18 protein-coding genes are annotated in these 23533 nt (G+C 40.7%); 6 read left to right on the top strand and 12 right to left on the bottom strand.

What is annotated here, in order from left to right:
* Positions 1 to 14: 14 nt before the first annotated feature.
* From aroK to ACZ1GV_RS01380, 6 genes are all read right to left on the bottom strand, one after another.
* Entirely contained in the window at positions 15 to 533 is a 519-nt protein-coding gene (gene aroK, locus ACZ1GV_RS01405; protein WP_155696334.1) for a shikimate kinase AroK, read from the bottom strand.
* A 135-nt stretch (positions 534 to 668) separates the two neighbouring features.
* A complete protein-coding gene (locus tag ACZ1GV_RS01400) occupies positions 669 to 2729 on the bottom strand; it encodes a type IV pilus secretin PilQ (RefSeq protein ID WP_472674923.1) in 2061 nt (686 codons plus the stop codon).
* A gap of 30 nt (positions 2730 to 2759) precedes the next feature.
* Entirely contained in the window at positions 2760 to 3287 is a 528-nt protein-coding gene (locus ACZ1GV_RS01395) for a pilus assembly protein PilP (RefSeq protein ID WP_210560331.1), read from the bottom strand.
* A complete protein-coding gene (locus tag ACZ1GV_RS01390) occupies positions 3284 to 3892 on the bottom strand; it encodes a type IV pilus inner membrane component PilO (protein WP_472674922.1) in 609 nt (202 codons plus the stop codon). Before ACZ1GV_RS01390 ends, ACZ1GV_RS01395 begins: the two co-directional genes overlap by 4 nt.
* A complete protein-coding gene (locus ACZ1GV_RS01385; RefSeq protein WP_472674921.1) occupies positions 3889 to 4458 on the bottom strand; it encodes a PilN domain-containing protein in 570 nt (189 codons plus the stop codon). The genes ACZ1GV_RS01390 and ACZ1GV_RS01385 overlap by 4 nt, the downstream gene beginning before the upstream one ends.
* Positions 4446 to 5534 (bottom strand): pilus assembly protein PilM, encoded by a 1089-nt coding sequence (locus ACZ1GV_RS01380; protein ID WP_472674920.1) that lies wholly within the window; start codon positions 5532 to 5534, stop codon positions 4446 to 4448. Before ACZ1GV_RS01380 ends, ACZ1GV_RS01385 begins: the two co-directional genes overlap by 13 nt.
* A 144-nt stretch (positions 5535 to 5678) precedes the next feature.
* Between ACZ1GV_RS01380 and ACZ1GV_RS01375 the strand changes: the two genes are divergently transcribed.
* Positions 5679 to 8195: a penicillin-binding protein 1A gene (locus ACZ1GV_RS01375; RefSeq protein ID WP_472674919.1), complete on the top strand. Its 2517-nt coding sequence runs from the start codon at positions 5679 to 5681 to the stop codon at positions 8193 to 8195.
* Positions 8195 to 8374 carry a hypothetical protein gene (locus ACZ1GV_RS01370; protein WP_210560336.1) on the top strand — a complete coding sequence of 60 codons (180 nt, stop codon included), beginning with the start codon at positions 8195 to 8197 and terminating at the stop codon, positions 8372 to 8374. Before ACZ1GV_RS01375 ends, ACZ1GV_RS01370 begins: the two co-directional genes overlap by 1 nt.
* Here the strand turns inward: ACZ1GV_RS01370 and ACZ1GV_RS01365 are convergent.
* From ACZ1GV_RS01365 to ACZ1GV_RS01350, 4 genes are all read right to left on the bottom strand, one after another.
* Positions 8367 to 11486: an efflux RND transporter permease subunit gene (locus ACZ1GV_RS01365; RefSeq protein ID WP_472674918.1), complete on the bottom strand. Its 3120-nt coding sequence runs from the start codon at positions 11484 to 11486 to the stop codon at positions 8367 to 8369. The genes ACZ1GV_RS01370 and ACZ1GV_RS01365 overlap by 8 nt on opposite strands.
* A 3-nt stretch (positions 11487 to 11489) precedes the next feature.
* Positions 11490 to 12587 (bottom strand): efflux RND transporter periplasmic adaptor subunit, encoded by a 1098-nt coding sequence (locus ACZ1GV_RS01360; protein WP_472674917.1) that lies wholly within the window; start codon positions 12585 to 12587, stop codon positions 11490 to 11492.
* Positions 12588 to 12726: 139 nt separating this feature from the next.
* Positions 12727 to 13101 (bottom strand): iron-sulfur cluster insertion protein ErpA, encoded by a 375-nt coding sequence (gene erpA / locus ACZ1GV_RS01355; protein WP_472674916.1) that lies wholly within the window; start codon positions 13099 to 13101, stop codon positions 12727 to 12729.
* Positions 13102 to 13170: 69 nt separating this feature from the next.
* Positions 13171 to 13821: a DUF6776 family protein gene (locus tag ACZ1GV_RS01350; RefSeq protein ID WP_472674915.1), complete on the bottom strand. Its 651-nt coding sequence runs from the start codon at positions 13819 to 13821 to the stop codon at positions 13171 to 13173.
* 197 nt (positions 13822 to 14018) lie between these two features.
* Between ACZ1GV_RS01350 and ACZ1GV_RS01345 the strand changes: the two genes are divergently transcribed.
* The 4 genes from ACZ1GV_RS01345 to hemL all read left to right on the top strand — a co-directional run bounded on the left by ACZ1GV_RS01345 (position 14019) and on the right by hemL (position 18614).
* Positions 14019 to 15710, top strand: coding sequence for a chloride channel protein (locus ACZ1GV_RS01345; RefSeq protein ID WP_472674914.1), 1692 nt, complete (start codon positions 14019 to 14021; stop codon positions 15708 to 15710).
* The gene (locus tag ACZ1GV_RS01340) at positions 15707 to 16219 is read left to right on the top strand and encodes a CopD family protein (RefSeq protein WP_472674913.1); all 513 of its coding nucleotides are present in this window, start codon (positions 15707 to 15709) and stop codon (positions 16217 to 16219) included. The genes ACZ1GV_RS01345 and ACZ1GV_RS01340 overlap by 4 nt, the downstream gene beginning before the upstream one ends.
* A gap of 76 nt (positions 16220 to 16295) precedes the next feature.
* Complete coding sequence (locus ACZ1GV_RS01335; protein WP_210560343.1) at positions 16296 to 17300, top strand: aspartate carbamoyltransferase; 1005 nt, start codon at positions 16296 to 16298, stop codon at positions 17298 to 17300.
* 24 nt (positions 17301 to 17324) lie between these two features.
* Positions 17325 to 18614 (top strand): glutamate-1-semialdehyde 2,1-aminomutase, encoded by a 1290-nt coding sequence (gene hemL / locus ACZ1GV_RS01330; RefSeq protein WP_472674912.1) that lies wholly within the window; start codon positions 17325 to 17327, stop codon positions 18612 to 18614.
* A gap of 49 nt (positions 18615 to 18663) precedes the next feature.
* On the opposite strand, the gene mrcB is transcribed toward hemL, so the two are convergent.
* Together mrcB and hrpB are read right to left on the bottom strand one after the other, a co-directional pair.
* Complete coding sequence (gene mrcB / locus ACZ1GV_RS01325) at positions 18664 to 20928, bottom strand: penicillin-binding protein 1B (protein ID WP_472674911.1); 2265 nt, start codon at positions 20926 to 20928, stop codon at positions 18664 to 18666.
* Between the two features lie 87 nt (positions 20929 to 21015).
* A complete protein-coding gene (gene hrpB, locus ACZ1GV_RS01320; RefSeq protein WP_472674910.1) occupies positions 21016 to 23529 on the bottom strand; it encodes an ATP-dependent helicase HrpB in 2514 nt (837 codons plus the stop codon).
* Between the last annotated feature and the right edge of the window lie 4 nt (positions 23530 to 23533).

Raw genomic sequence — 23533 nt, 5'->3', positions numbered from 1 at the left:
CTCCCTAACAACGCTTAGAAATCTAATTTACTAATAATCTCGTTCGCTACCACACGAGCACTTTGCTCATCAGTTTTAACGACAATATCAGCGATTTCTTCGTAAAGCGGGTTACGCTCTTCCGCTAAACGGATTAATACGTCTCTTGCTGGCTCTTCAGTTTGAAGAAGAGGGCGACGCTTGTCTCGTTGAGTACGAGCCACTTGTTTTTCGATAGGTGTTTCTAAATACACTACTATCCCACGTGCCGATAACCTATTGCGGATTTCTTTGCTAACAACTGATCCACCGCCAGTCGCTAACACGATTCCCTGTTTTTCTGTAAGGTCGGTGATAACAGTTTCTTCACGTTGACGAAACCCTTCTTCACCTTCAATATCAAAAACCCAGGCGATATCTGCACCGGTACGACGTTCAATTTCCTGATCTGAGTCGACAAATTGTAAATGTAGTTGGTCTGCTAAGTGCCTACCAATAGTACTTTTACCTGCGCCCATAGGACCTACTAAGAAGATGTTACGTTTTTCAGCCATATTACCTAATTCAAATACATTTTTAGTGTGTTAACAAACAAGCCCAGACACAAAAAGTCGCGCCCCAAAAATAAGGCGCGAATTATCGCAAAAAAAGTAGCTAAAATGCAAGAAAGAGTTGGTGATTGGATGTTTTTATAACGCATCCGTCACAATTTTAGGTGTTACGAAAATTAGTAACTCTCTCTTTTCGTTGAAGGATGTGTCCGTCCTAAATACTCTTCCAATGAATGGTATATCACCTAATAATGGCACTTTACTAACACTATTAATTACTTGTTGTTGATAAATGCCACCTAATACGATGGTTTCACCATTACGAGCTGTAACCTGAGTTTGTAGTTGTTGAGTGTCAATTGCTACCGCAGGACCAGTTGGTGTAGATACTGTATCACCACGAGCATTTTGAGTTATGTTTAAATCTAAAATAACGCTGTTATCTGGCGTAATTTGAGGTGTCACCTCTAAACTTAGCACAGCTTTTTTAAATGACACAGAAGTTGCACCACTTGATGCAGCTTGAACATAAGGGATCTCTGTACCCTGTTCAATTCGAGACATACGCTGATTTGATGCTGTAATTCTTGGTGTCGCAACGATTTCGCCTTTATTCTCACGTTCCAACGCTGACAATTCTAAATCAAGTAGAGTGCCATCAGCTAAGCGAGCAATTTGAACCGCGATGCTACCTGCAGGGCTTGCAACAGGCAAGTTAACATTAAGGCGTGGACCTGCATCAGAGCCTATAGAACCAATTCTAGTTTGACGAGCCCCTTCTAACGAGCCTGACACACCGGTAGCGCCATTACCGTCCGAACTATTCCCTGAGATCCCCCAACGGATACCTAACTGCTCATCGATATTATCGCGAATTGTTACCATACGCGCTTCTATCAAAACCTGTTTAATCGGGATATCTAATGTCTTAACCGCTTTTTTTACAGTCTCAATACCACTTGCTGTATCTTTAACAAGTAATGTATTAGTGCGGGCATCAACTGAAACTTGACCTCTCGGTGTCAAAATTGACGTACCTTCAGACTTTAACAACGAGGCTATTTCTGCTGCCTTTGCATAATTAATTTGGATAAATTCAGATACAAGAACTTCGAATTCTTCTACCTTTTTCTTAGCTTCTAATTCTCTGGCCTCGCGAGCTGCTAACTCATCAGAGGGCGCAACCATAAGAACATTACCTTCCATACGTTTATCTAAGCCTTTGGTGCGAAGCACGATATCAAGCGCTTGGTCCCAAGGTACACTATTTAAACGAAGCGTTAACGTACCAGATACGGTATCTGATACCACTAAATTGAAACCATTAAAATCTGCGATAATTTGCAATACAGTTCTAATTGGTAAGTCTTGGAAGTTCAAGGACATTGGTTGACCTTGATACTCAGAACCGCCTGCAAGCGTGCCTTGTTGTTCTGGCGCTTTGTTTACTGTTAATGTAAAAATATTATCTAATTGTTGAAAATCGTATTCAAAATCACCTTCAACATCTATCACTAGCTGGCTATTATTGCCATTTTGGAATGTTTCTAAACCTGTAACAATAGTACCAAAATCAACTACATCCATTTTATATAAAAGATCTGTCAGGATGTCGGTGTTGTGAAATTGGATAAATATTTGTTGTTCTTTTGACGTAACGTCAACTGCAGCCATATTGTCTCTTAAGAAGACTAATACTCTACCTTCTGTAGCTGAATTAACTTCTGCGCCTCGTCTAAAGTCAAGGGCTTGAATTCGGTTAATTAGCTCTATGTTTGTGTCGTTGTTAGACTGAGCTTCTGTAGTCGCGTTGTCCGATACTCGAATAAAAAATTTATTGCCTTCCACTCTAGACTTATACAACTTTAGGTAGTCTAAAAGAATGCTAACCAGCACGCCGTTATCTTGACGTTGGGTTTCAATATTTATAACGCCTTCTTTTTGAATAAGAATATTTACTAAACTTTCATCAAAATCCGTTTCTTCAAAAAATAGTTCTATTCGCGCAGGCTCATTAAATACCTGAATACTTGGATCTGAATATAGATTTTCATCAAAAACAAACTCCAACTCGGTTTCGCCTTTTACGATAGGTGAGTATCTAATATCGTACAAAAGCGGCACTGACGCAGCGGTAAAAGTCAAAAATAGCGCAAAAAATGCCGTCAATACTTTATAAAACTTAACGTTACTTTTCATTGTATTTAGCAATCCATATTCTTATTAGTTTTATTCATTTGCCGAACTATCGGCTAACTGTACACGAGCAGTACGTTCTTTCCAGCAACCAGCGCCGTCCGGAATCAACTCTACAAGTACAACTCGGTTATCATTTACCGACGTAATACGGCCATTAAAGAGGCCAACAAAGTTCCCTTCTGTCACGCGGTGTAACGACCCATCTGAAGCTTGAATTAGTGCCCAAACTTCTTTATCTGTGCCTAGAGTACCCCTCATACTCAAATTGTCCAACGCAAATTTTTCTAAGGGCTGCTTGCGGCGACGAGGATCTGGCGCCAAGCAGTTTTGTGCTGGTTCGTAGTTATCCTGAATTACTTCGGGTGATGGTAAATCAAACGGACTACGTGAAGACGTCATTGAGTATTCAATATGCTGAAATTCGTTAACAGCGGGAATCGGTTCAATTTTTACCGGTGTTCCACTCTTAATTTTATTCATATATTGCTGAATATCTGAAACATCATCGTAACAACCTACTAACGTAAGAGAAAGAAGAATAACGACTAAACGGATCATTTTTCTGCCTCCTTGTAACGGTATGTTTTAGCAACAACATTTAAACGAAGTTTGTCGTTATTAGCTTCGGTAATTGTAAAGTCATGGAGGGTTACAATTCGCGGTAAAGCCGCTACCTGGCTAACAAACTGTCCAAACTCATGATAATCACCTAACACTTCTATTTGAATTGGAAGCTCAGTATAAAACTGTTTTTCAACTTCAGGTAACCAGTTAATTTTAATAAAAGACAGACCAGATGTTGTACCAACATAAGTAATGTCATCTAATAAACCCGGTGTTTCGTGCGACGTAGGAAGTCTCTTTAATAATAATGAGAACTTGCCTTCCATGTCGACCATTTGCTTTTTGTATGAGTCTAAATTAACGGCAGCACCATATTTAATACGGTAGTTGTTTTTTAATTGCACTTCCTGCAATTTTGCGTTGTCTAGCGCTTCAACCTTGCTACTGACTAGTAGCATGTAACTTGCGATAGCAACCGCTATCGCAACAAATGCGGCCATTGCTATCTTGGCAGGCTTAGGCCATGACCCCATATTTTCGAAATCGATATCATTGATATCAAAATCAGAGAAGTCAAAATTGAATTTATCTAGATTCATTTTTTCTTCTCCTCAGTTTCTGGCACATATTTCTTAACTGAAACTGTCATGGTGAAATCGCTAAGTAAGGCTGTGTCTTTTTCTCCGGCGATAATAGAATCAAGATCCGCAGCTTCCAGTAACTCTGAACGCTCAATATTTCTCATCATGTTCGATAAGCGGTTATTTGATTCGCTTTTGCCATTAATTAAAAGTGATGGCCCTTTTTTCTCTATTTTTGTTAAATATATACCTGTCGGAACCATTCCTGCTACTTCATTAAATATTTCTGTACCTAGGTTTCGACTTTCTTGAAGCTGTTCTATCAGCGCTATACGCTTGTTAAGATCACTCTTCTTATCATTCAAGTTTCGAATTTCATTAATACGTTGAGTGAGTATTGAAATTTCGCTTTGAAGATAATTATTTCTATATTCCTGACCCTCAAGTCGCTGACCATAATATATAGATAATAAAAACAATAAAAAAATGACGACTGCGGACAACGCCCCTAATATCGCAAGGAACTGTTGTTGCAACTCTTTACGCGCTGTTTCCCGCCACGGCAGTAAATTTATATATGGCATTCTGAAAAGCTCCTTAATGCTAAACCTGTCGCAATCATTAACTGTGACTGCACAAGTTCAATTTCTTCAGAATCTAATTCAGCAGCGATTTCTAGTTCGGCAAAAGGCTTAGCTACAACCGTATGAATTCCTAACTCGTCGATAAGCAGCCTATCTAAGCCAGATATCAACGACGTGCCGCCTGATAAAACGATGTAATCAACATTATCTTTCTCACTAGTGTTCAAAAACATTTGAATTGAACGGCGGATCTGTTGCAACAATGCTGTCTGGAATGGTGCCAACACTTCAAATGTGTAGTTTGGCGGTAAATCACCATTTACTTTTGCTTTTTCAGACTCTTCATAAGAACGGCCATAATAAGAAACAATTGAATTGGTAAATTGTTCGCCACCAAAAACCTGATCACGAGTATAAAGAGAGCGCTCTCCTTGGATTATGCTAAGCAGCGTAATTTGAGAGCCCACATCTACAAAAGCAACGACTTTTTCATTAGCATCGTCTGGCAATTGACCAATACATAATTGTCCAGCTCGGCTCAAAGCATAGCTTTCAACATCAAGTACTTTAGGTTCAAAACCACCTTCGGACACTGCGTGTGAACGAGCTTCTATGTTTTCTGTACGTGCTGCACTGAGCAAAATATCGATTTTTGATGGGTCTGCTCGGTTGACGTCAATCTTTTCAAAATCAAGGCTAACTTCATCGAGCGGATATGGAATAAGTGAATCAGCTTCAATTTCAATTTGACTCTCTAACTCAGAGTCAGAAAGCGTCACATCCATATAGATGACTTTAGTAATCACGCTGGATCCTGAAATAGCTACCGCTGCATATTTCACTGATTTTGGAATATGCTTTCTAATTTTGCTGATAACTCTAGCGACGGCTTCAATATCTTGAATTTCGCTATCCTTTATCATTCCCTTTGGCATAGGCTCGACAAGGGCTTCCTCTACTCTATAAACGCCGTGTTGTTCCGATAACAATACTGCTTTTACCGAGTGCGAACCAATATCAATCCCAACCATATAGGGAACACTTTTTGTAAATAACTTCCTAATTGTGTCTAACATGTCAAGTCACTGAGCTGCCTGTTATTTATCCTACAAACTAAAGATTAGACTTTTTTTGAGTGAATAAAAAGCCTTTTCTATCATCCTGTTCCGGTTATACTACCTACATTATCCTTATAGCAGATTTTTTTCTAGGTTTATTCAATGAGTTGGCTCAAAAAATTAGTAGCGCTAATGATTTTTGGAACGTTACTGTCTGTTTTCTTGATAGTTGCGTTTTATTTTTATGTAAAAGACGACTTACCAAATGAAGATTCTATTCGCGACGTCCGCTTTCAAATTCCGATGAGAGTTTACACTGCTGAGGGTGAGTTAATTTCCCAATTTGGTGAAAAAAGACGAGATCCCGTTTTATATTCAGAAATTCCTCAAGCGCTTAAAGATGCAATCATTGCCACTGAAGACTCTCGTTTTTATGATCACTTTGGTATCGATCCAATTGGCGTTGTTCGCTCTGCACTTGTCGTAATTTCAACCGGTCGTAAAGCCCAAGGTGCCAGTACTATTACGATGCAATTAGCACGAAATGTATTTTTATCGCTAGATAAGCGCTGGATGCGAAAAATCAAAGAAATTTATATCGCATTGCATATAGAACAAATCATGAGTAAAGAAGAGATTCTGACCTTATACTTGAATAAAATTCCTTTTGGGAATCGAGCGTTTGGCATCGGAGCTGCTGCGCAAGTTTATTATGGTAAAGATATCAGCGAGCTGACATTGCCACAATTAGCAATGATTGCAGGCATTCCAAAAGCGACAACTCGATATAACCCGATACGTAATCCAGACTTAGCAAAATGGCGCAGAAACGTTGTACTAGGTCGAATGTTTGCCGTTGGTGCCATTGATAAGCAAACCTATGAAGAAGCTAAACTGGCACCAATAACTGCAAAACTCCACGGAGCAAAAATTACAGCACCAGCACCGTATGTCGCCGAACAAGTTCGTAAAGAAATGGTCGACCGATATGGCTTAGAAAAAGCATACACGGAAGGATTTAACGTATACACGACTATTAATGGTGACGCTCAAGTTGCCGCTCGCAAAGCAGTACGCAACAATATCCATAGTTACGATGAGCGTCATGGTTACAGAGGACCTACCCGATTTCTTTGGGACTCGGAAAATATAGACTCAACGTCTGAGCAAAATGCAGCTTGGGATAGCGACAAAATCGTAAACTACTTAGCTAGGATAAAAGCCTATGGCGATGTCATTCCTGCCGTTGTTACTAATGTCATGGATAACTCTGTTTATGTTTTAGCAAAAGGTGGCAAAGTCGAAGTTTTAGATTGGGATAATTTGAAATGGGCAAGACCATATATTAATGATAACAAACAAGGCGATGCACCAGAATTTGCTGCTCAAATACTTAAAGAGGGCGCGTTGATTTGGCTACGTCAAAATGACGACTTAAGCTATCGACTGAGCCAAAAGCCACTGGTGAGTAGTTCATTAGTGGCGATGAATCCGAATAATGGCGATATATTAGCGTTAGTTGGCGGGTACGATTTTGCTCATAACCAGTATAACCGAATTACTCAAGCCAAACGCCAGATTGGCTCTAACATAAAGCCCTTCGTTTATTCAGGCGCTATAGAGAACGGCACCACACTAGCGACATTAATCAACGACGCGCCTATTACTAAATGGGAACGAAATAGTGTTTGGCGACCAGCCAACTCACCAGAGACTTATAACGGTCCAACAAGAGTTAGACGTGGTTTAGCGGAGTCAAAAAACGTGATGGCGGTTCGCGTGATGAGAACCTTAGGCGTTGATAAAACGGTAGACTTTTTAACCCGATTTGGTTTTGCTAAAAGTGATTTGCCGGAAAACGAGACTATCTCTTTAGGATCAGCAGCTTTAACTCCATTATCCGTTGTGACAGGTATGAGTACCTTTGCTAACGGTGGTTTTTTAGTTGAACCCAATCTAATAGAGCGTATTGAGACAGTTTCTGGTGAGGTGGTTTACCAAGCAACTAAAACGGTAGCGAATTTAGATGATATTGAATTAACCAATATGAATATCGACATGCTGGAGACAAGTCCACAACCACGCAATGAGATGGCTGCTCCAAGGGTAATATCTACAGAGAATGCATTTTTAATTTCTGAGGCCTTAAATAGCTCAATTTGGGGCGGTGGTACTTGGTCTAAAGGAAATGGCTGGAATGGCACATCATGGCGTGCTCAAAAGCTTAAACGTCGAGACTTTAGTGGTAAAACCGGTACAACTAATGATGCCGCAGATACTTGGTTTACCGGCTTTAACGAGTCAATTGTTGCAACAACTTGGGTTGGTTTTGACGCACCAGGACGAGCGCTTGGCCGCACATCGTTTAATGCAAATTTGAGTAACGACGAACAAGAATCAGGTGCAGAAGCTGGTGCGGTTACTGCGTTACCGGGCTGGATAGACTTTATATCGCAAATATCAGATAGCATCCCTGTTGCTAAACGAGAGATCCCTGAAGGAATTGTTTCCGTAAGAATTGACAGAAAAACAGGTCTGTTATCAAGAAAAACCGACCATACCACAGAGTTTGAGTATTTTATTAAAGGTACTGAACCAACTAAATACGTAGATGAGTTTTCACCTATTACCATTGATGAAGAAAAAGACATCATTGATGAAGAAGAAGGGATATTTTGATGATTAAGTTTTTCTTTTTTATACCGCTGTTATTAAGCCTTGTTTGGTGGCAATACCTGCGTATGAATGACTGGACAATAGAGCAAGGGAAACGAGGCTTTTATTATATTATTGCCTTTTCCGTTGCCCTTGCGGTATTTTTTGGTCTTATGTATGGTTTAAATCACTATATCAATTAACGTTGGTCGCCATACTTGTTGGCTTGGTGCGCAAGGCGATTCTGACTCGCTCACCAAGCGCCAATAAACAAGGTGTTAAAACTAAGGTCAGCACAGTAGCAAACGTTAATCCACCAGCTACCGCAATGGAAAGTTGCGACCACCATTGCGTTGACGGCCCCCCAAACTCCATTACCCTATTGAGCAAGTCAATATTCACCTCTAATACCATAGGCATAAGGCCTAACACCGTTGTTACTGTAGTTAACATTACAGGTCGTAAACGTTGAGCGCCGGTTCGCAAAATCGCTTCTGTGTATTTTAAGCCCTGCTTGCGCAACACGTTATATGTGTCAATTAATACTATATTGTTGTTCACTACAATACCGGCAAGCGATATTACCCCTATCCCAGACATTACAATACCAAAAGGTTTTTGGACTATTAACAAACCTAAAAATACACCAACCGTTGAGAATACAACCGCACTTAAAATTAATGCAGCTTGATAGAAACTATTAAATTGTGTGACCAAAATTATCGCCATTACAAATAATGCAACCATAAATGCATTTTGCAGAAACACCTGCGACTCTTCCTGATCTTCGTTTTCGCCTCTTACTTTTACCGCGATATTTGGACTCAAGCCTAATTGAGGTAACTTTTCTGTCAAAATAGGAAGTTGCTGCGACAATAATACGCCCGGCGCCATATCGGCGGCTATTTGTACGACTCTTCTACCATCTACGCGTCGGATAACATCCACTTTTGGAACGGCTTTTTGTTCAACAAAATTACTGACAGGGACCATTCCCGATTGAGTTTTCACTCGAACAGCTTCTAATTGGCCAATGTTTCGTTTGTGCTCTGGATATCGAACACGAATGTCCAATTCATCGTCAACATCGTCGGGTCTATACTCACCAATTTTAAGACCGTTGGTCACCATAGAAATAGTACTACCTAGCAAGGTTGCATCAGCACCAAAACGTGCGGCATTACTACGGTCGATTAGTAATTGCCATTCAATACCGTCTTTGTCCGCCGTATCTGAAAGGTTGATAAAATTACCATTTTCTTCAAGCGCAGCTCGAATAGTACGAACAGCATCACTTAATTCTTCAGGATAACGAGAACTTAGTTCAAGAACCAACGCCTTACCGCCACTTGGTCCATTTTCGTCTTTTCGAACCTCAACCTCAACGCCTGCAATGTCTTTGGTCAGCTCATGTACGTCTTCGATAATCTCATTCGCTTTACGTCGCAATTGCCAATCCACAAGGTTCATTCTCATATAACCGACTTGATCACTTCCGCCGGTGCGAGCATATAAAGTCTCAATTTCATCAAGAGTGACTAGTCGTCGCTCAATTTGCTGCATGATTTGGTCTTTCTCATATATTGATAAGTCACCATGTGAGCGAACAACAATACTTGCGCCCTCAGGCTCAACGTCTGGAAAAAACTCAGATCCTAAACCACTAAAATTAAACGCTGTGAAAACTGTCACTGCAATCACGATTGAAACAGCTAGACTTTTCAGTGGATTAGTAATCGCTTTTTCTAAAAAGCGAACGTACTTGCCAGTAAAGCCATGCAAGGTTCGAATATCGCCATCTTCTGCTTGTAGCAATTGTTCTTTTGTCTCTTTTGAAACGGGACGAACTTTACCGATAAGCGTGCCCATTGCTGGCACAAAAATTAATGCCATTACAAGTGAGGCCGTCAATACTGCAATAAGAGTAATGGGCAAATACTTCATAAACTCGCCCATCATTCCTGGCCAGAATATTAAAGGCGCAAACGCTGCTAACGTTGTAGCTGTTGAGGCTATGATTGGCCAAGCCATTCTCTTAGATGCAAGGCGATAAGCCTCCCGCTTAGGTTTCCCTTCGCTCATCATCCTGTCGGCAAATTCAGTCACCACTATCGCGCCATCAACCAACATGCCAACCGCCATAATGAGTGAAAATAACACCACCATGTTGACCGTCATGCCCATTAAAGAAATGACTAATATTCCCGTCAGAAATGATCCAGGAATAGCTATTCCAACTAAGGTTGCAGACCGAACACCTAATGTCGCAATAATAACAATCACAACTAATAACACGGCTGAAAGAACATTGTTTTGTAGATCAGTAAGCATTTTTTCCACATCTTTTGATCTATCGCCTGTATAGGTCACCTCTATATGCTCAGGCCACATTGATTGGCCCGCTGCGACAATTGCCTTGACCTTGTCTATTGTTTCGATGATGTTCTCACCTGGGCGCTTTTTAATTTCTAATGAAACCGAAGGGTGATTATTTAATCTCGCAAAGCTACTAGGGTCTTTGTATGAGCGACGAACCGATGCAACATCACCAAAAGTAATCACTCTATCGCCAACGACTTTAATGGGTTGTTCATATACATCTTTTACTGTTTCGTAAACAGACGGGACCTTTACAGCAAAACGCCCGGCTCCCGTATCTAAAGTCCCAGCAGCAACTAAACGGTTATTTCGTTGTAACAGATTAAGGATATCGTTTTGATCTAAGCCGTAACTTTCCATCAACAATGGATCTACAACAATTTCTACAATATCCTCGCGATCGCCACCGACCTCGACTTCCAAGACTTCACTTAATCCCTCAATTTCATCTTTTAACGCTCGAGCAACAGTCACCAATCCTCGTTCTGGCACTGGCCCCGATAGGACAATGGTAATTACAGGTTGCTGGTCCGCCATGCTCACTTGTTTAATAACCGGCTCTTCCGAGTCTGCTGGTAACTTGGCTTTAGCAATGGTTACTTTGTCACGGACATCAGCGATCGCGTCTTTAGGATCAAAACCAGCAACAAACTCTATTTGCACCGAGCCATACCCTTCACTGGCTGTCGAGGTCATTTCTTTAACGCCTTCGAGTGACCGCAGCTCAATCTCCATCGGCCTGATTAACATCCGTTCAGCGTCCTCAGGGGAAATGCCATCGTGTACTATAGAAACATAGATAATAGGAATAGTGATGTCTGGATCAGACTCTTTAGGAATGTTCTTGTAAGTAATTGCGCCTGATACAAGTAGCAATAAAAAAATCATTAATACGGTACGAGTGCGGTCTAGCGCGGCGTCAATAATTCCTCGCATGATTTAGTTTCCTGCTTGCGTTATTGAAACTGCTACTTCGTCACCGGGACGAACAAAACCTTGCCCTCGCGTGATCACTTGGGTTTCACCAGAAAAACCCGCTAACCACACTCCGTCTTGTTCTGTTTTAATCATATCGATTGGAGTAAACACTACCCGCTCATTTACGACGGTTTTTACACCTAAGTTTCCATCTTTATCAAGAGATAACAAAGCTGGTGAAACCTTGATCGCTTGTTCTTGTGCAAACATGACGTCGATTTCCGTACTAATACCCGCTTTCATTTTTTGTTCTGGATTATCAATTTCAATTTCTATTACAAAGGTATTTGTGCCTACTTCAGACATGCTTGATATATAGCGCAATGAACCTGGAACACGCTTGCCATTAACCAAAAGGACCTCAACTTGGGCGTTTTCATCGATTAGGTCGACATAGTTCTCCGTTACGTGCGCTGTAACTACCAAAGGAGATAAGTCCACTAACTCAAATAGCGCCTGCCCCTTACTTACTACACTGCCTAATTCAACACTTTGATTATTAATAACTCCAGAAAATGGGGCGACTATTGTGCTTTTTTCTAATTGGGATTCTCTTAGTTTTACAAGTGCTTTAGCTTCGGTAAGAGCGGCTTTAGCTTGTGCTAATAACGACTCACCTTGTAAGCCTTTTGCTTGTAGTGAACTTGCGCCTTTATATTCAATTTCACGTTGTTTAACTAACGATTTCGCAAAATTGAGCTGTTCCAGTTTATCGTCTAGTGAAAGTTTCAGGATGGCTTGCCCTTCCTGAACTAATTGCCCCTCTGATACTAAAATTTCAACAACACGACCATCAACTTCAGAGTCCAGCACTAAAACACGATCAGGCTCAGTGCGGCCATATAGCTCTATGCTTCTTTGCACAGGTTCTGTGTTAAACAACGTAACTTCTACTGTGGGTAACTTTTCGGTATCTTCACTAGCATCACTTGATAAGGTTTTATCTTTCTTACCAATAATGCCAGAAGCCATCCACACAATAAGCAGTATTGTAATAGCGATGGCTAGAATATAAGGTTTTTTCTCTAGTAAGCCTGATTTAGACGTTGAAGTGCTCATGAATTTCCTAAATATACCAAAACGTTATATTAGAATAGTAATTCAATGGTAGTGTGAAACCTAGCGACGCGCACAAAAAAAGGCCGATTTAATCGACCTTTTCTGTAACTATTTTTTTCATTTGTTGAGGGCGTTGTTTTTAAACGCTAAAACTCGCACCACATCCACATGTTGTAGTGGCATTTGGGTTGTTTACAAAAAAGCGAGAACCTTCCAATCCTTCCGTATAATCGACGATGCCACCAACAAGGTATTGCAAGCTCATTGGATCAATCACCATAGACACGCCCTGCTTTTCTATTTCCATATCACCAGCATTCACGTCTTCATCAAACGTAAAGCCATATTGGAATCCTGAACAACCGCCACCAGTAACGTAAACACGCAGTTTTAAAGCTGGATTTTCTTCTTCATCAACTAACTGCTTCACTTTGATCGCAGCGGCATCAGAAAATTGAATCGGTAATTCTGGCGTCTCTGTTGGTTCTGCAGTCGGTGTCACAATGTCAGTCATAAAAAATACCTCATAAAAACGGGGCGCGATTATCTAATACCTGACAAATTTAATCAAGTATTCCAGCGCCTATAAATCAGGCCAATCTCTCTTTTCCGTAAAGGCTTTATACGGTTGCCAACGTGTTTTAGGTTGCACGACTTTTATCTCTATGTTGGCAGGCACAAAACCCTCTGGAAGCTGAAATTTACCTTCAAAGTATTGAAAATAATGAAAACTAAATTTTAAATCTGATGATGACAAGTTTGCAAGTTTCGCTAAGTCTAACGTTGTGCGTTGTCCATCTTCATAACCAACAATATTAAGGCTGATGTTACCTTTTGCATTTCTTTTTTTACTGTCAGTTTGTACTACCGCAAAATGAAGCGTGTATCTATTTTGTCCTTTGTCTTGTTCAATATTAAACTGCTCAATGGCTAACCCGTCTGCAACTAACTCTGGCGCCAGTACTTTTTGATAAAAGCTCAACTCTTTACGCAACTGAAATAGTTCTTCACGCAAGATCACCAATTCTTCTTGTGTTTGTTTGCCCGCTTTTTTTTCAACTTGCAATTCAACGGTTAAATAGTTGTTTTTTCTTACATGTTGATCGATCTCTTGATAGAGATTGTCTAGTCGAGCTTGTTGCTTAACTAACTGTTGCTGTTGCCACTTATTAACGCTGCCACCAATTTGGTAACTGGTATACGCTGTTATTGATATTACAAATATCAGTAACATTAGGAACCTAAAACGGCCTAACCTTTCTTTTAGACCTTCAAAACTTAGCCAATAATTCATAGTTGATAATTTTTATTACATGTCATAGGTTTATGGTACACTTTGCGACCTTAGTTTGACTAGGTGTGTTTAACTAGAATAATCACTTTTATATGGTTTGTTACCGTGGATGGTAACCATAGTATTTCGGAACATAGATGCTATCTAACAGTCTATATGCCCTGCGCAAACGATTAGCAATTCCTCAAACTAGTATACAACTTAGTATTCTAGGTTTGTTGGGCGGCATCGCTGCGGCATTACTCATAGTTGTGTTTCGCTTAGCTATCGAGTTTATTCAACAAACCTTCTCTACCGGGGGCGGTTTTGACGATTTACTGGACTATATTTTACCAACCCTGCCTATTTTTGCTGCCATCTTAATTGCTATTTTTGCCGACTTTACTGGTTACAAACACTATCGTTTAGGTATTCCTTTTGTTTTGCACCGTATTAAAGCACATTATGGCAATATGCCCTTTTGGAACACTGCTAACCAATTTGTCGGTGGTATTCTAGCGTTATCAAGCGGCTTTTCAGTTGGTCGAGAAGGCCCGTCTGTTCATATTGGCGCTACTGGTGCGAGTTACTTTGGTCGATGGCTACGACTACCTCATAACGCGGTACGCACACTCACAGCTTGTGGCATCGCGGCTGGTATTTCAGCATCGTTTAACACACCACTTGCCGCGGTTATCTTTGTGATGGAAGTGGTGCTAAGAGAATACAAAATTCATATCTTTATTCCTGTGATGCTAGCGTCATCGGCAGGATCAATTATCACTCAATTTGTGTTTGGCCCACATATCGAATTTGCACAATTGAGTGTATTTACCCTACCTGGCAGTCACTACCCTTGGTTAATATTATTAGGCATAACGTTAGGAATAAGTGCTTATATCTTTAATACTAACTTGATGCGCATCATTCGTACTTTCCGATACGTAAATATGTTTCCACGTTTGTTATTGGCTGGTGTACTTACCGCAATTGTCGGTTATTTTGTGCCAGAAGCCTTAGGTGACGGTACAAGCGCAATTAACCAAGCAATGATTTCACCGACCAACTTAGAATTGTTGATTATCTTATTGGTATCTAAACTGTTTTTAACATTAGTTGCGATAGGACTCGGTGTTCCCGGCGGTATTATCGGTCCTGTTTTTGGGTTAGGTGTCTTAATAGGTCTTATTGTTGCTAATTTAGTTTTGCTCATCGACCCAAGTATTCACTTTATGGGCACTTACGCAGTATTAGGTATGTCAGGATTGATGGCGGCAAGTTTGCATGCACCGCTTGCAGCATTGGTGGCGGTAGTGGAACTTACTAACAACCCGGCGGCGATTACACCGGCAATTATTGTAATTGCCAGTGCTTACATCACAAGTTCTCAAGGGTTAAAAAATCGTTCTATTTTCCTTCAGCAGTTGGACTTCCAAGGTTTGATGTATCAAACGCCACCTGCGACTACGGTGTTGGAAAAAATTGGTGTACTTGCGGAAATGGACACTAATTTAAAATTAATTAATTACGTTACGGAACAAGATGTCCGTTTTCACTTAAACGACAAACAGCCTGAGCAATGGTTAATTGTTGCCATGAAACACGACTTAGGTGTGGACTATTCTCTAGCTGAGTTTGATACAAGTTACTCTCGAAATAACGATAAAGTTAAATATACCCCACTTTTAACTATTGATACCCGCTCAACAATGGCCCATGTGTGGGAACTCATTAAAGACCAACGTGATGGTGCAACACTTATAACCAGCACCAGTGGTGAAAAAATTGTTGGTATAGTTACTTGGGAGCAACTTCGCACAATATTAATGAACAGGAACGCATTATTATGACCTTACTTTGGTTTAAGGCTTTTCACGTTTTTTTTATGATCGCTTGGTTCGCTGGTATTTTTTATTTACCAAGGCTGTTTGTATATCACGCCGAAAACAACCATATAGAAAATGACATTACTGATAAGGAATCCGGTAGTGATTGCGCTATTAGCCCTAGTAATAATTTGAGCATTAACACGGCTAAGCAGTACACATCTGAAACCTTAAAAGTGATGGAGCGTAGGTTGCTTTATTTTGTTACGCCATTTGCAATTTTCACGTTGATATTTGGCTTATTGCTCATCCATAGTTATGGACTAGCTTGGTTTAAAGCTAGTCATTGGCTGCATGCAAAACTGTTACTCGTTGCTATTTTATATGTTTACCACGGTTATTGTTTTAAATTGTTGAGTGACTTTAAGCACAATAAAAACACAAAAACTGCGCGCTTTTATCGGGTTTTTAACGAAATACCAGTATTAATTTTACTTGCGATAATTATCTTGGCGGTGGTTAAGCCTTTCTAATTGTCGAAGTCTGGGTTGGTCTGCTAAAATTGCCTTCCAACAACGTTCCACTCTTTATGAATAGGCTATCAAGCTGATGAACTTTACTGGGCAACACATTCTTTCTGTAAATCAATTTAATCGTGATGATCTACAAAATATCTTTGATATTGCGAGTCGCATGGAGCCTTACGCAAAACGTGAATTAAGGACCAAGGTGCTAGACGGTGCAATTTTAGGAAACTTGTTTTTTGAGCCTTCAACACGTACTCGAGTGAGTTTTGGTTGTGCCTTTAACTTATTAGGTGGTGAAGTACGAGAAACCACAGGCATGCAAAGTTCAGCATTAGCTAAAGGTGAGTCACTTTACGACACTGCACGGGTTATCAGTAGTTATAGCGATGTCATTGCGATGCGTCATCCACAAGCTGGATCGGTCGCCGAGTTTGCTGAAGGAAGTCGAGTTCCCGTTATTAATGGTGGCGACGGTGCTAACGAACACCCGACTCAAGCTTTATTAGATTTGTTTACTATTCAAAAAGAGTTAGCCGCATTTGACCAAACTATTGATGGCATGCATATCGCGATGGTCGGTGATCTTAAAAATGGCAGAACCGTACACTCATTGTCGAAGTTATTGGCCATGTACAAAAACATGCATATTAGCTTAGTCTCGCCTGATGCTTTATCAATGCCAACTTATGTTATTGATAGCCTTGAAGACGCCGGTCATAAAGTGACAATTAGCGATAAGATGGAACACAATATCGATGCAGATATTGTTTACCAGACGCGTATTCAGGAAGAAAGATTTGAGAGCCAAGATGAAGCTAATAAATACCGTGGTCAGTTCCGTCTAAACAACGAAATATATACGAAATATTGTAAGTCAAACACAGTTATCATGCATCCATTACCACGAGATTCACGTGCTGATGCCAATGAGCTTGATAACGATTTAAACCAAAATCCAAACTTGGCGATATTTCGCCAAGCTGACAACGGTGTTCTTATTCGAATGGCGTTGTTTGCGTTAACATTGGGTGTTGCCGATAAAGTCGACAAATACCAATGTGATGTACCTTGGGTAAGCTCTAAATAAATTAATATAGGTAACTAACGTTTTATGACTAAATCAGCAGATCTTTTTGCACAAGCTAAACAACATATCCCTGGCGGCGTTAATTCTCCGGTTCGTGCATTTAATGGCGTAGGTGGAACACCGATCTTTTTTGAAAAAGCAGACGGTGCAATTGCTTATGATGTCGACGGCAAAGCTTATATTGATTATGTAGGTTCATGGGGCCCTATGATTCTTGGCCACAACCACCCAGCTATAAAAGACGCGGTAGTTGCCGCAGTTCAAAATGGTCTAAGCTTCGGTGCTCCCACGGAAATAGAAGTAACCATGGCGGAAAAAATTACTGAATTCCTTCCGTCGATCGAACGTGTGCGTATGGTTAATTCAGGCACTGAAGCCACAATGAGCGCGATCCGTTTGGCCCGCGGCTATACAGGTAAAAATAAGTTACTTAAGTTTGAAGGTTGTTATCACGGTCATGCGGACTCATTGTTAGTTAAAGCCGGTTCAGGTCTTTTAACAATGGGTGTACCTAGCTCACCAGGTATTCCTGCCGATGTTGCAGCTCACACCATTACAGCAGAGTTTAACAACTTAGACTCAGTTCGAGAGTTATGTAAACAATACGCCGATGATATTGCTTGTATTATTGTAGAGCCTGTCGCGGGCAACATGAATTGTATTCCTCCGGTACCAGGTTTTCTTGAAGGCCTGAGAGAGATTTGTGATGAGTACAATGCCGTACTTATTTTTGATGAAGTGATGACAGGTTTTCGTGTGCACAAAGGCAGCGCGCAAGGTTTGTATAATGTAGAGCCAGATCTTACAACATTAGGTAAGGTCATCGGTGGTGGCATGCCTGTTGGCGCGTTTGGTGGTAAAAAAGAGGTAATGGCTCACTTAGCGCCAGAAGGTCCGGTATATCAAGCAGGTACATTATCCGGTAACCCAGTGGCAATGGCTGCCGGTTTAGCTGCATTAGCGGAATTGGAAAAAGATGGATTTCATGAACAACTAACTGCGCAAACCGCCTATTTACTAGAAGGCGTTGAGGCGGAAGCTAAAAAACATGGCATTCCTGTCGCAACCGCGCAAGCTGGCGGTATGTTTGGTATCTTCTTTACAGATGCGCCAAAAGTCACAACGTTTGCACAAGTTTGTGAGTGTGACGGTGAGCGATTTAAGAAGTTCTTCCATTTATGTCTCGACCGTGGTGTTTATCTGGCACCATCTGCATTTGAAGCCGGTTTTGTCTCTATTAAACATGACCGCCCGATGTTAGACAAAACAATCGCAGTTATAGGCGAAGCATTCGCTGAGTTGGCCAAGGGCTAACGTCTACAAATTCAATATTTGATGAAAAAGCCACTTTATGTGGCTTTTTTTATAGCCAATCAAACAATGATGGGCAGTCCTTTATTTTGGTGATTTTGTCTACTCGAATAGGCAGTTGAATATGCTCGCCACATTCACCCGACAATATCGAGCCTGTTGATTTTTCTACGTAACGTAACTCGACATTATTAGGCTTTGGCTTATTAACCGATTCTGGAATGCGAGCTTGCTGTATTTGGCTAAATACAAATAGGGCACCTTGGCTACCGGTTAGATTAATTGGCGAATTATCGTCTTTCCCTACCCAAACACTAGTCACTTTATTTTGATCAAAACCGACAAACCAACTGTCTCTTAAATCATCAGTAGTTCCCGTCTTTCCACCAAATTGAATGTCTTTATGTTCATTCGCTAAACGCTTTGCTGTGCCAACCTTTGTAACCTGTGTTAGTGCATACGCCAGTTCATAACTGGTGGCGTAATCAAATATAATTTGGCTATCTACGTTGCTTGTTAATAACTTAATACCATTATTATCAGTAACATGCGTAATTGCTTGAACAGGAAACTTTTGCCCAAAATTTGCTATTGGCTGGAACACTTCAGCCACTTGCAACGGCGACATAGGAAGCGCGCCTAGTAACAAAGAAGGGTATTTATTGATTTGTTGATCAACACCCATTTTGCGTAGTGTGCTAATCACTGAAGTTAATCCAACATCCATGCCTAAGTGCACTGTAGGCAAGTTTAGGGACTGACTTAACGCATCAAACAACAACACCTCGCCCCTCAATTTCTTATCATAATTGGTTGGCTCCCAACGTTTTCCTTGATTACTTTGCATCGATATTTTTTCGTCCGGCAACATGGTCCCCAAATGATAATCCGGTTGATCTAGAGCAGTAAGATAAACCGCAGGTTTTACTAATGAACCTATGTTTCTTTGAGAATCAAGCGCCCTATTAAATCCACCAGCAGTATTATTTTTATCTCCGACCAAGGCGCTAATAGTGCCATTTTCCAAACTAATAGAAACGATCGCACCGTTTAGATCTTTTTGTTTATATCCAGACTCCAACTGCTTGATACTTTGTGCAAATAGTCTTTCGTATCTTGTTTGTAAAAGAGGGTCTAAACCAGTAAATACCATCAAACCGCTATTCAAAGGCGCGACAACATCTAATGTTTTTAGCTCTCGTTCAACTTGTTGTAAGTAGGATGGGAAGCGCGTGCGATATTTGCTTTTGTTCACTGTTAAGGCAAGTGGTTGGTTTACATACCATTGATAATCATCCTTAGAAATAACATTATCGGATACCATCAACTGAAGTACTAAGTCGCGTCGTTCTTGCGCGCGTTGCTTGTGACGAATTGGGTTGTAATACGAGGGTCCTTTTACAATGGCGACCAATAACGCAAATTTTTCAGGCGTTAAGTCGGCTAACCTTTGATTAAAGTAAAACTTACTAGCTAAGGCAAAACCGTGTACACCTCGACTGCCATTTTGACCAAGATAAATCTCATTAAAGTAAGCCTCCAATATTGCGTCTTTGCTATATCGGTAATCAAGAATCAAGGCAATAATAGCTTCTTTAAACTTTCTAAAGTAGGACTTGCGATTGTCGTTAAGTAGGAGGTTTTTTGCTAATTGTTGCGTAATGGTGCTACCGCCTTGAACTTTTCTACCGGCTGAGATATTGGCGAATAAGGCTCTAACAATCGCTAAAGGTGCAACGCCATGGTGATGATAGAAGTTTTTATCCTCTACTACCAACAACGCATCAATCATCCATTCGGGAATGGTTGAAAGATCTAAAATCTCTCGGTCTTCATTACTGTCAGTGGCTTGTCTCGAGATTAACATTGGCTCTAAATAAGTGATCGACTGCGGTAGCCATTGCCCATCCTTAAAACTTTCAACCGCGGCTACTCTATTTTGTTGAAATCCAATTCGTATTTTTTGCGGTGCAATCAAACCATCAAAACCAATATAACTTCGACGATAAATCTCGATAAAAGACTGTTTAATCGTAAATTGGCCTGGAGAGTCGGGTTGAGGAGCTGACTTATAGTTTAATAATTTTAGTTCATCGATAACTTCTTGTTTAGGCAAGAATTTGTGACTGTAAATTGATAAAGGTCTGGCAAATACCTGAACAGGTGTATCCCACTTTTGGCCTGCCATGCGCTTTTGCACCCACGCATCCATATACAAGGTATAAAATGCCAAACAGACACAAATGAAGATCACTACCTTTAGAACTCGGTAACTGCCTGATTTTAATACTTGATTCGGATCTACATCGTTACTCATATAATTGCTTAATCTTTCTCTAATTTATTGAACTACTAGCATTAAACTATCAATTTTAACCTTACCTTTTAGCTCTAATTAAAGAAACTACTTAGCAGACATTTTTTTCTTCAATGAATGACCCGGCGTTTCTGTTTGAGGGGAATCAGGCCAACGATGTTTTGGGTAGCGTCCTTTCATTTCTTTTTTCACCTCGACATAGGCGTTGTTCCAAAAATGCGCTAAATCTTGCGTTAACTGAATAGCGCGACGAGCTGGCGAAAGTAACTCTAATAACAATGGCACTTTACCATTGCATATTGCGGGCGACGTCGGTTCACCAAACATCTCTTGCAGCCGAACCGAGATCTTTGGTGGCGTAACAGTGTAATCTATTTTGGCTCGAGTTCCTGCAGGTGTTTCATAATGGCTTGGGCAGTACTCCTTTAGTACTTGTTGTTGACTCCAATCAAGCGTGCTATTGAGCATAGCTATTACATCTAATTTTTGTAAATGAGCTAAACTTCGAACGTTGTTCAAATAAGGCGTTAACCATACTGATTTTGAATGCTTTAGTGTCAATTCGTTAACCGCGGGCCAAGTGTCAGGCAGGCATTGTTGCATCAATGTCATCTTAACTAACCACTCGTTGATTTTTGCCTGTCCATTACCAAAACTAGCCAAGCCATGTTGATCAAAATAGTCTAACCACACTTGTTGCCACTGGTCTGCGTCAAGATTTACTTTCATTGGCGTTTGCTCAATAACCAGTTCACCTATTTTTACTTCAGCAACCGCTGCTGGCGCTTGTTTTTGTTCAGACCAATAAACTCGCTGTTTACGTTCAATTAGACTTGCTAAATGCTGCTCTATTTGCGATTTCGATAACTCCGCATAGTGGCGAACATAATGGCCATATTGGCTAGCGCTAAAATCAATCACAACAATAAATTCACTATTGCTTGGTATATTTGAATGATGAAATTCGACGGCTCCACCATTGCTCATTTTCCATCGTTTACTTGTCTTTTTCGCAATGCGATCTGGAAAAGCATGTGCCAACAAAACCCCAAAAAGGTCGCTGTCGATGAGATTATTTTTCTGGCTATCACTTTCAGTCCGTAACGACAATGTACTTATGAACTTTCGAAACTGGTGCTGGATTTTTTTGGGCATTTTTTGTGGCAGATTTTGAGGCTGCAACGGCAACTCGCCAATGTTATTGGGCACTCTTATTTGAGCTTCATTTAAACCTACCTCTAACCACGCTGCTAAATAACATGCGTTAATTGCAAACGTGTTTTCAAGACTTGCTGCATAACTAAGCAAACGAGTTAATCTAAGATCAGTCCCGAATTGCTGATATTGCTCACACAAGCCGGTACTCTGTAACCTGTTATTGCGCTTTTCTAAGTATTGTAGGCCTAATAACTTTTTTTCAGCGGCGCCTATCGAACTATCATCGGGTTTAGTTGCCCAAAATAACTCGTCAAATTCAGCGCCCCAAATAGTGACCTCTAATAACAATTGAGATAAATCACTTCTCTCTATTTCCGCAGTATCAAACTGGACTTTTCTTTGCCAATGCTCTTCACTACCTAATCGATAACAAACTCCAGCCCTTAATCTACCGGCACGGCCAGCTCGCTGTGTTGCTGACGCCTTTGATATGGATTGGCTAACAAGAGTGTCTGCATTTACTCTTGGTTGGTAAATGTTTACTTTCTCTTGACCACTATCTACTACGACATCAATACCTTCTATGGTTAAACTTGTTTGGGCAATATTTGTTGCTAAAACTATCTTTCGCCGCCCAGCAATCGCGGGCTCTATTGCTTTAACCTGATCGCTCATCGACAAGCCACCATATAGCGGAAAAATATCGGTATCCTTTGGTATAGTTCCGTTAAGCTTAGCGTTTACCCGGTTAATATCTGCAATACCTGGTAAAAATACAAGTATCGAGCTCTGCTCATCTATTAAGGCCTGTTTTATAGCGGAAACCACATTATCAATTGTTGGTATTAACTCACTAGGCACATATCTATATTCGATGGGAAACTGACGCCCCTGTGCGCTAATGACGTTGGCTTCAAGTTGTTTTGCTAGTTGTTGGGTATCTATTGTTGCGGACATGATGAGTAATGCTAAGGCCTCATTGAGCTGTTGGCTATCGATACTCAAGGCAAGTGCTAAATCAGAAGACAAAGAACGTTCGTGAAATTCATCAAAAATAATCAGACCAACATCGGTAAGCTCAGGGTCTTGTTGGAGCATTTTTACCAACACGCCATCAGTAATCACAGTTAATACTGTTTTTTCACTTGTGAGATTTTCACCTCGCATTGCCAGACCAATGCGTTGTCCTACGGTTTCATTAAGTTGCGTTGCTAAAAAGTGGGCAATTTGTCGTGCCGCGACTCGACGCGGTTCCAGTATAAGGATCTGATTTTTATGGGAATAGACGCCTTGGGTATTTCGCCCTTGTTGCAGTAACAATAATGGCAACCGTGTTGACTTTCCGGCACCAGGCTCTGCTTGCAACACCACTCTAGAGTGCTGCTGTAAAAGCATATCTAATTCAGAAAATATATTATCTACCGGTAAAGCATGAAGACTCATTTAA

The sequence above is a fragment of the Psychrosphaera sp. HA2-10 genome, from assembly GCF_055693745.1.
The sequence above is the reverse complement of the archived record's forward strand: the minus strand, read 5'-3'. Positions and strand labels throughout refer to the sequence as shown.

Coding starts and splice junctions, on each gene's coding strand:
- aroK (WP_155696334.1), bottom strand. CDS start 533: ATGGCTGAAAAACGTAACATCTTCTTAGTAGGTCCTATGGGCGCAGGT.
- ACZ1GV_RS01400 (WP_472674923.1), bottom strand. CDS start 2,729: ATGAAAAGTAACGTTAAGTTTTATAAAGTATTGACGGCATTTTTTGCG.
- ACZ1GV_RS01395 (WP_210560331.1), bottom strand. CDS start 3,287: ATGATCCGTTTAGTCGTTATTCTTCTTTCTCTTACGTTAGTAGGTTGT.
- ACZ1GV_RS01390 (WP_472674922.1), bottom strand. CDS start 3,892: ATGAATCTAGATAAATTCAATTTTGACTTCTCTGATTTTGATATCAAT.
- ACZ1GV_RS01385 (WP_472674921.1), bottom strand. CDS start 4,458: ATGCCATATATAAATTTACTGCCGTGGCGGGAAACAGCGCGTAAAGAG.
- ACZ1GV_RS01380 (WP_472674920.1), bottom strand. CDS start 5,534: ATGTTAGACACAATTAGGAAGTTATTTACAAAAAGTGTTCCCTATATG.
- ACZ1GV_RS01375 (WP_472674919.1), top strand. CDS start 5,679: ATGAGTTGGCTCAAAAAATTAGTAGCGCTAATGATTTTTGGAACGTTA.
- ACZ1GV_RS01370 (WP_210560336.1), top strand. CDS start 8,195: ATGATTAAGTTTTTCTTTTTTATACCGCTGTTATTAAGCCTTGTTTGG.
- ACZ1GV_RS01365 (WP_472674918.1), bottom strand. CDS start 11,486: ATGCGAGGAATTATTGACGCCGCGCTAGACCGCACTCGTACCGTATTA.
- ACZ1GV_RS01360 (WP_472674917.1), bottom strand. CDS start 12,587: ATGAGCACTTCAACGTCTAAATCAGGCTTACTAGAGAAAAAACCTTAT.
- erpA (WP_472674916.1), bottom strand. CDS start 13,101: ATGACTGACATTGTGACACCGACTGCAGAACCAACAGAGACGCCAGAA.
- ACZ1GV_RS01350 (WP_472674915.1), bottom strand. CDS start 13,821: ATGTTACTGATATTTGTAATATCAATAACAGCGTATACCAGTTACCAA.
- ACZ1GV_RS01345 (WP_472674914.1), top strand. CDS start 14,019: ATGCTATCTAACAGTCTATATGCCCTGCGCAAACGATTAGCAATTCCT.
- ACZ1GV_RS01340 (WP_472674913.1), top strand. CDS start 15,707: ATGACCTTACTTTGGTTTAAGGCTTTTCACGTTTTTTTTATGATCGCT.
- ACZ1GV_RS01335 (WP_210560343.1), top strand. CDS start 16,296: ATGAACTTTACTGGGCAACACATTCTTTCTGTAAATCAATTTAATCGT.
- hemL (WP_472674912.1), top strand. CDS start 17,325: ATGACTAAATCAGCAGATCTTTTTGCACAAGCTAAACAACATATCCCT.
- mrcB (WP_472674911.1), bottom strand. CDS start 20,928: ATGAGTAACGATGTAGATCCGAATCAAGTATTAAAATCAGGCAGTTAC.
- hrpB (WP_472674910.1), bottom strand. CDS start 23,529: ATGAGTCTTCATGCTTTACCGGTAGATAATATATTTTCTGAATTAGAT.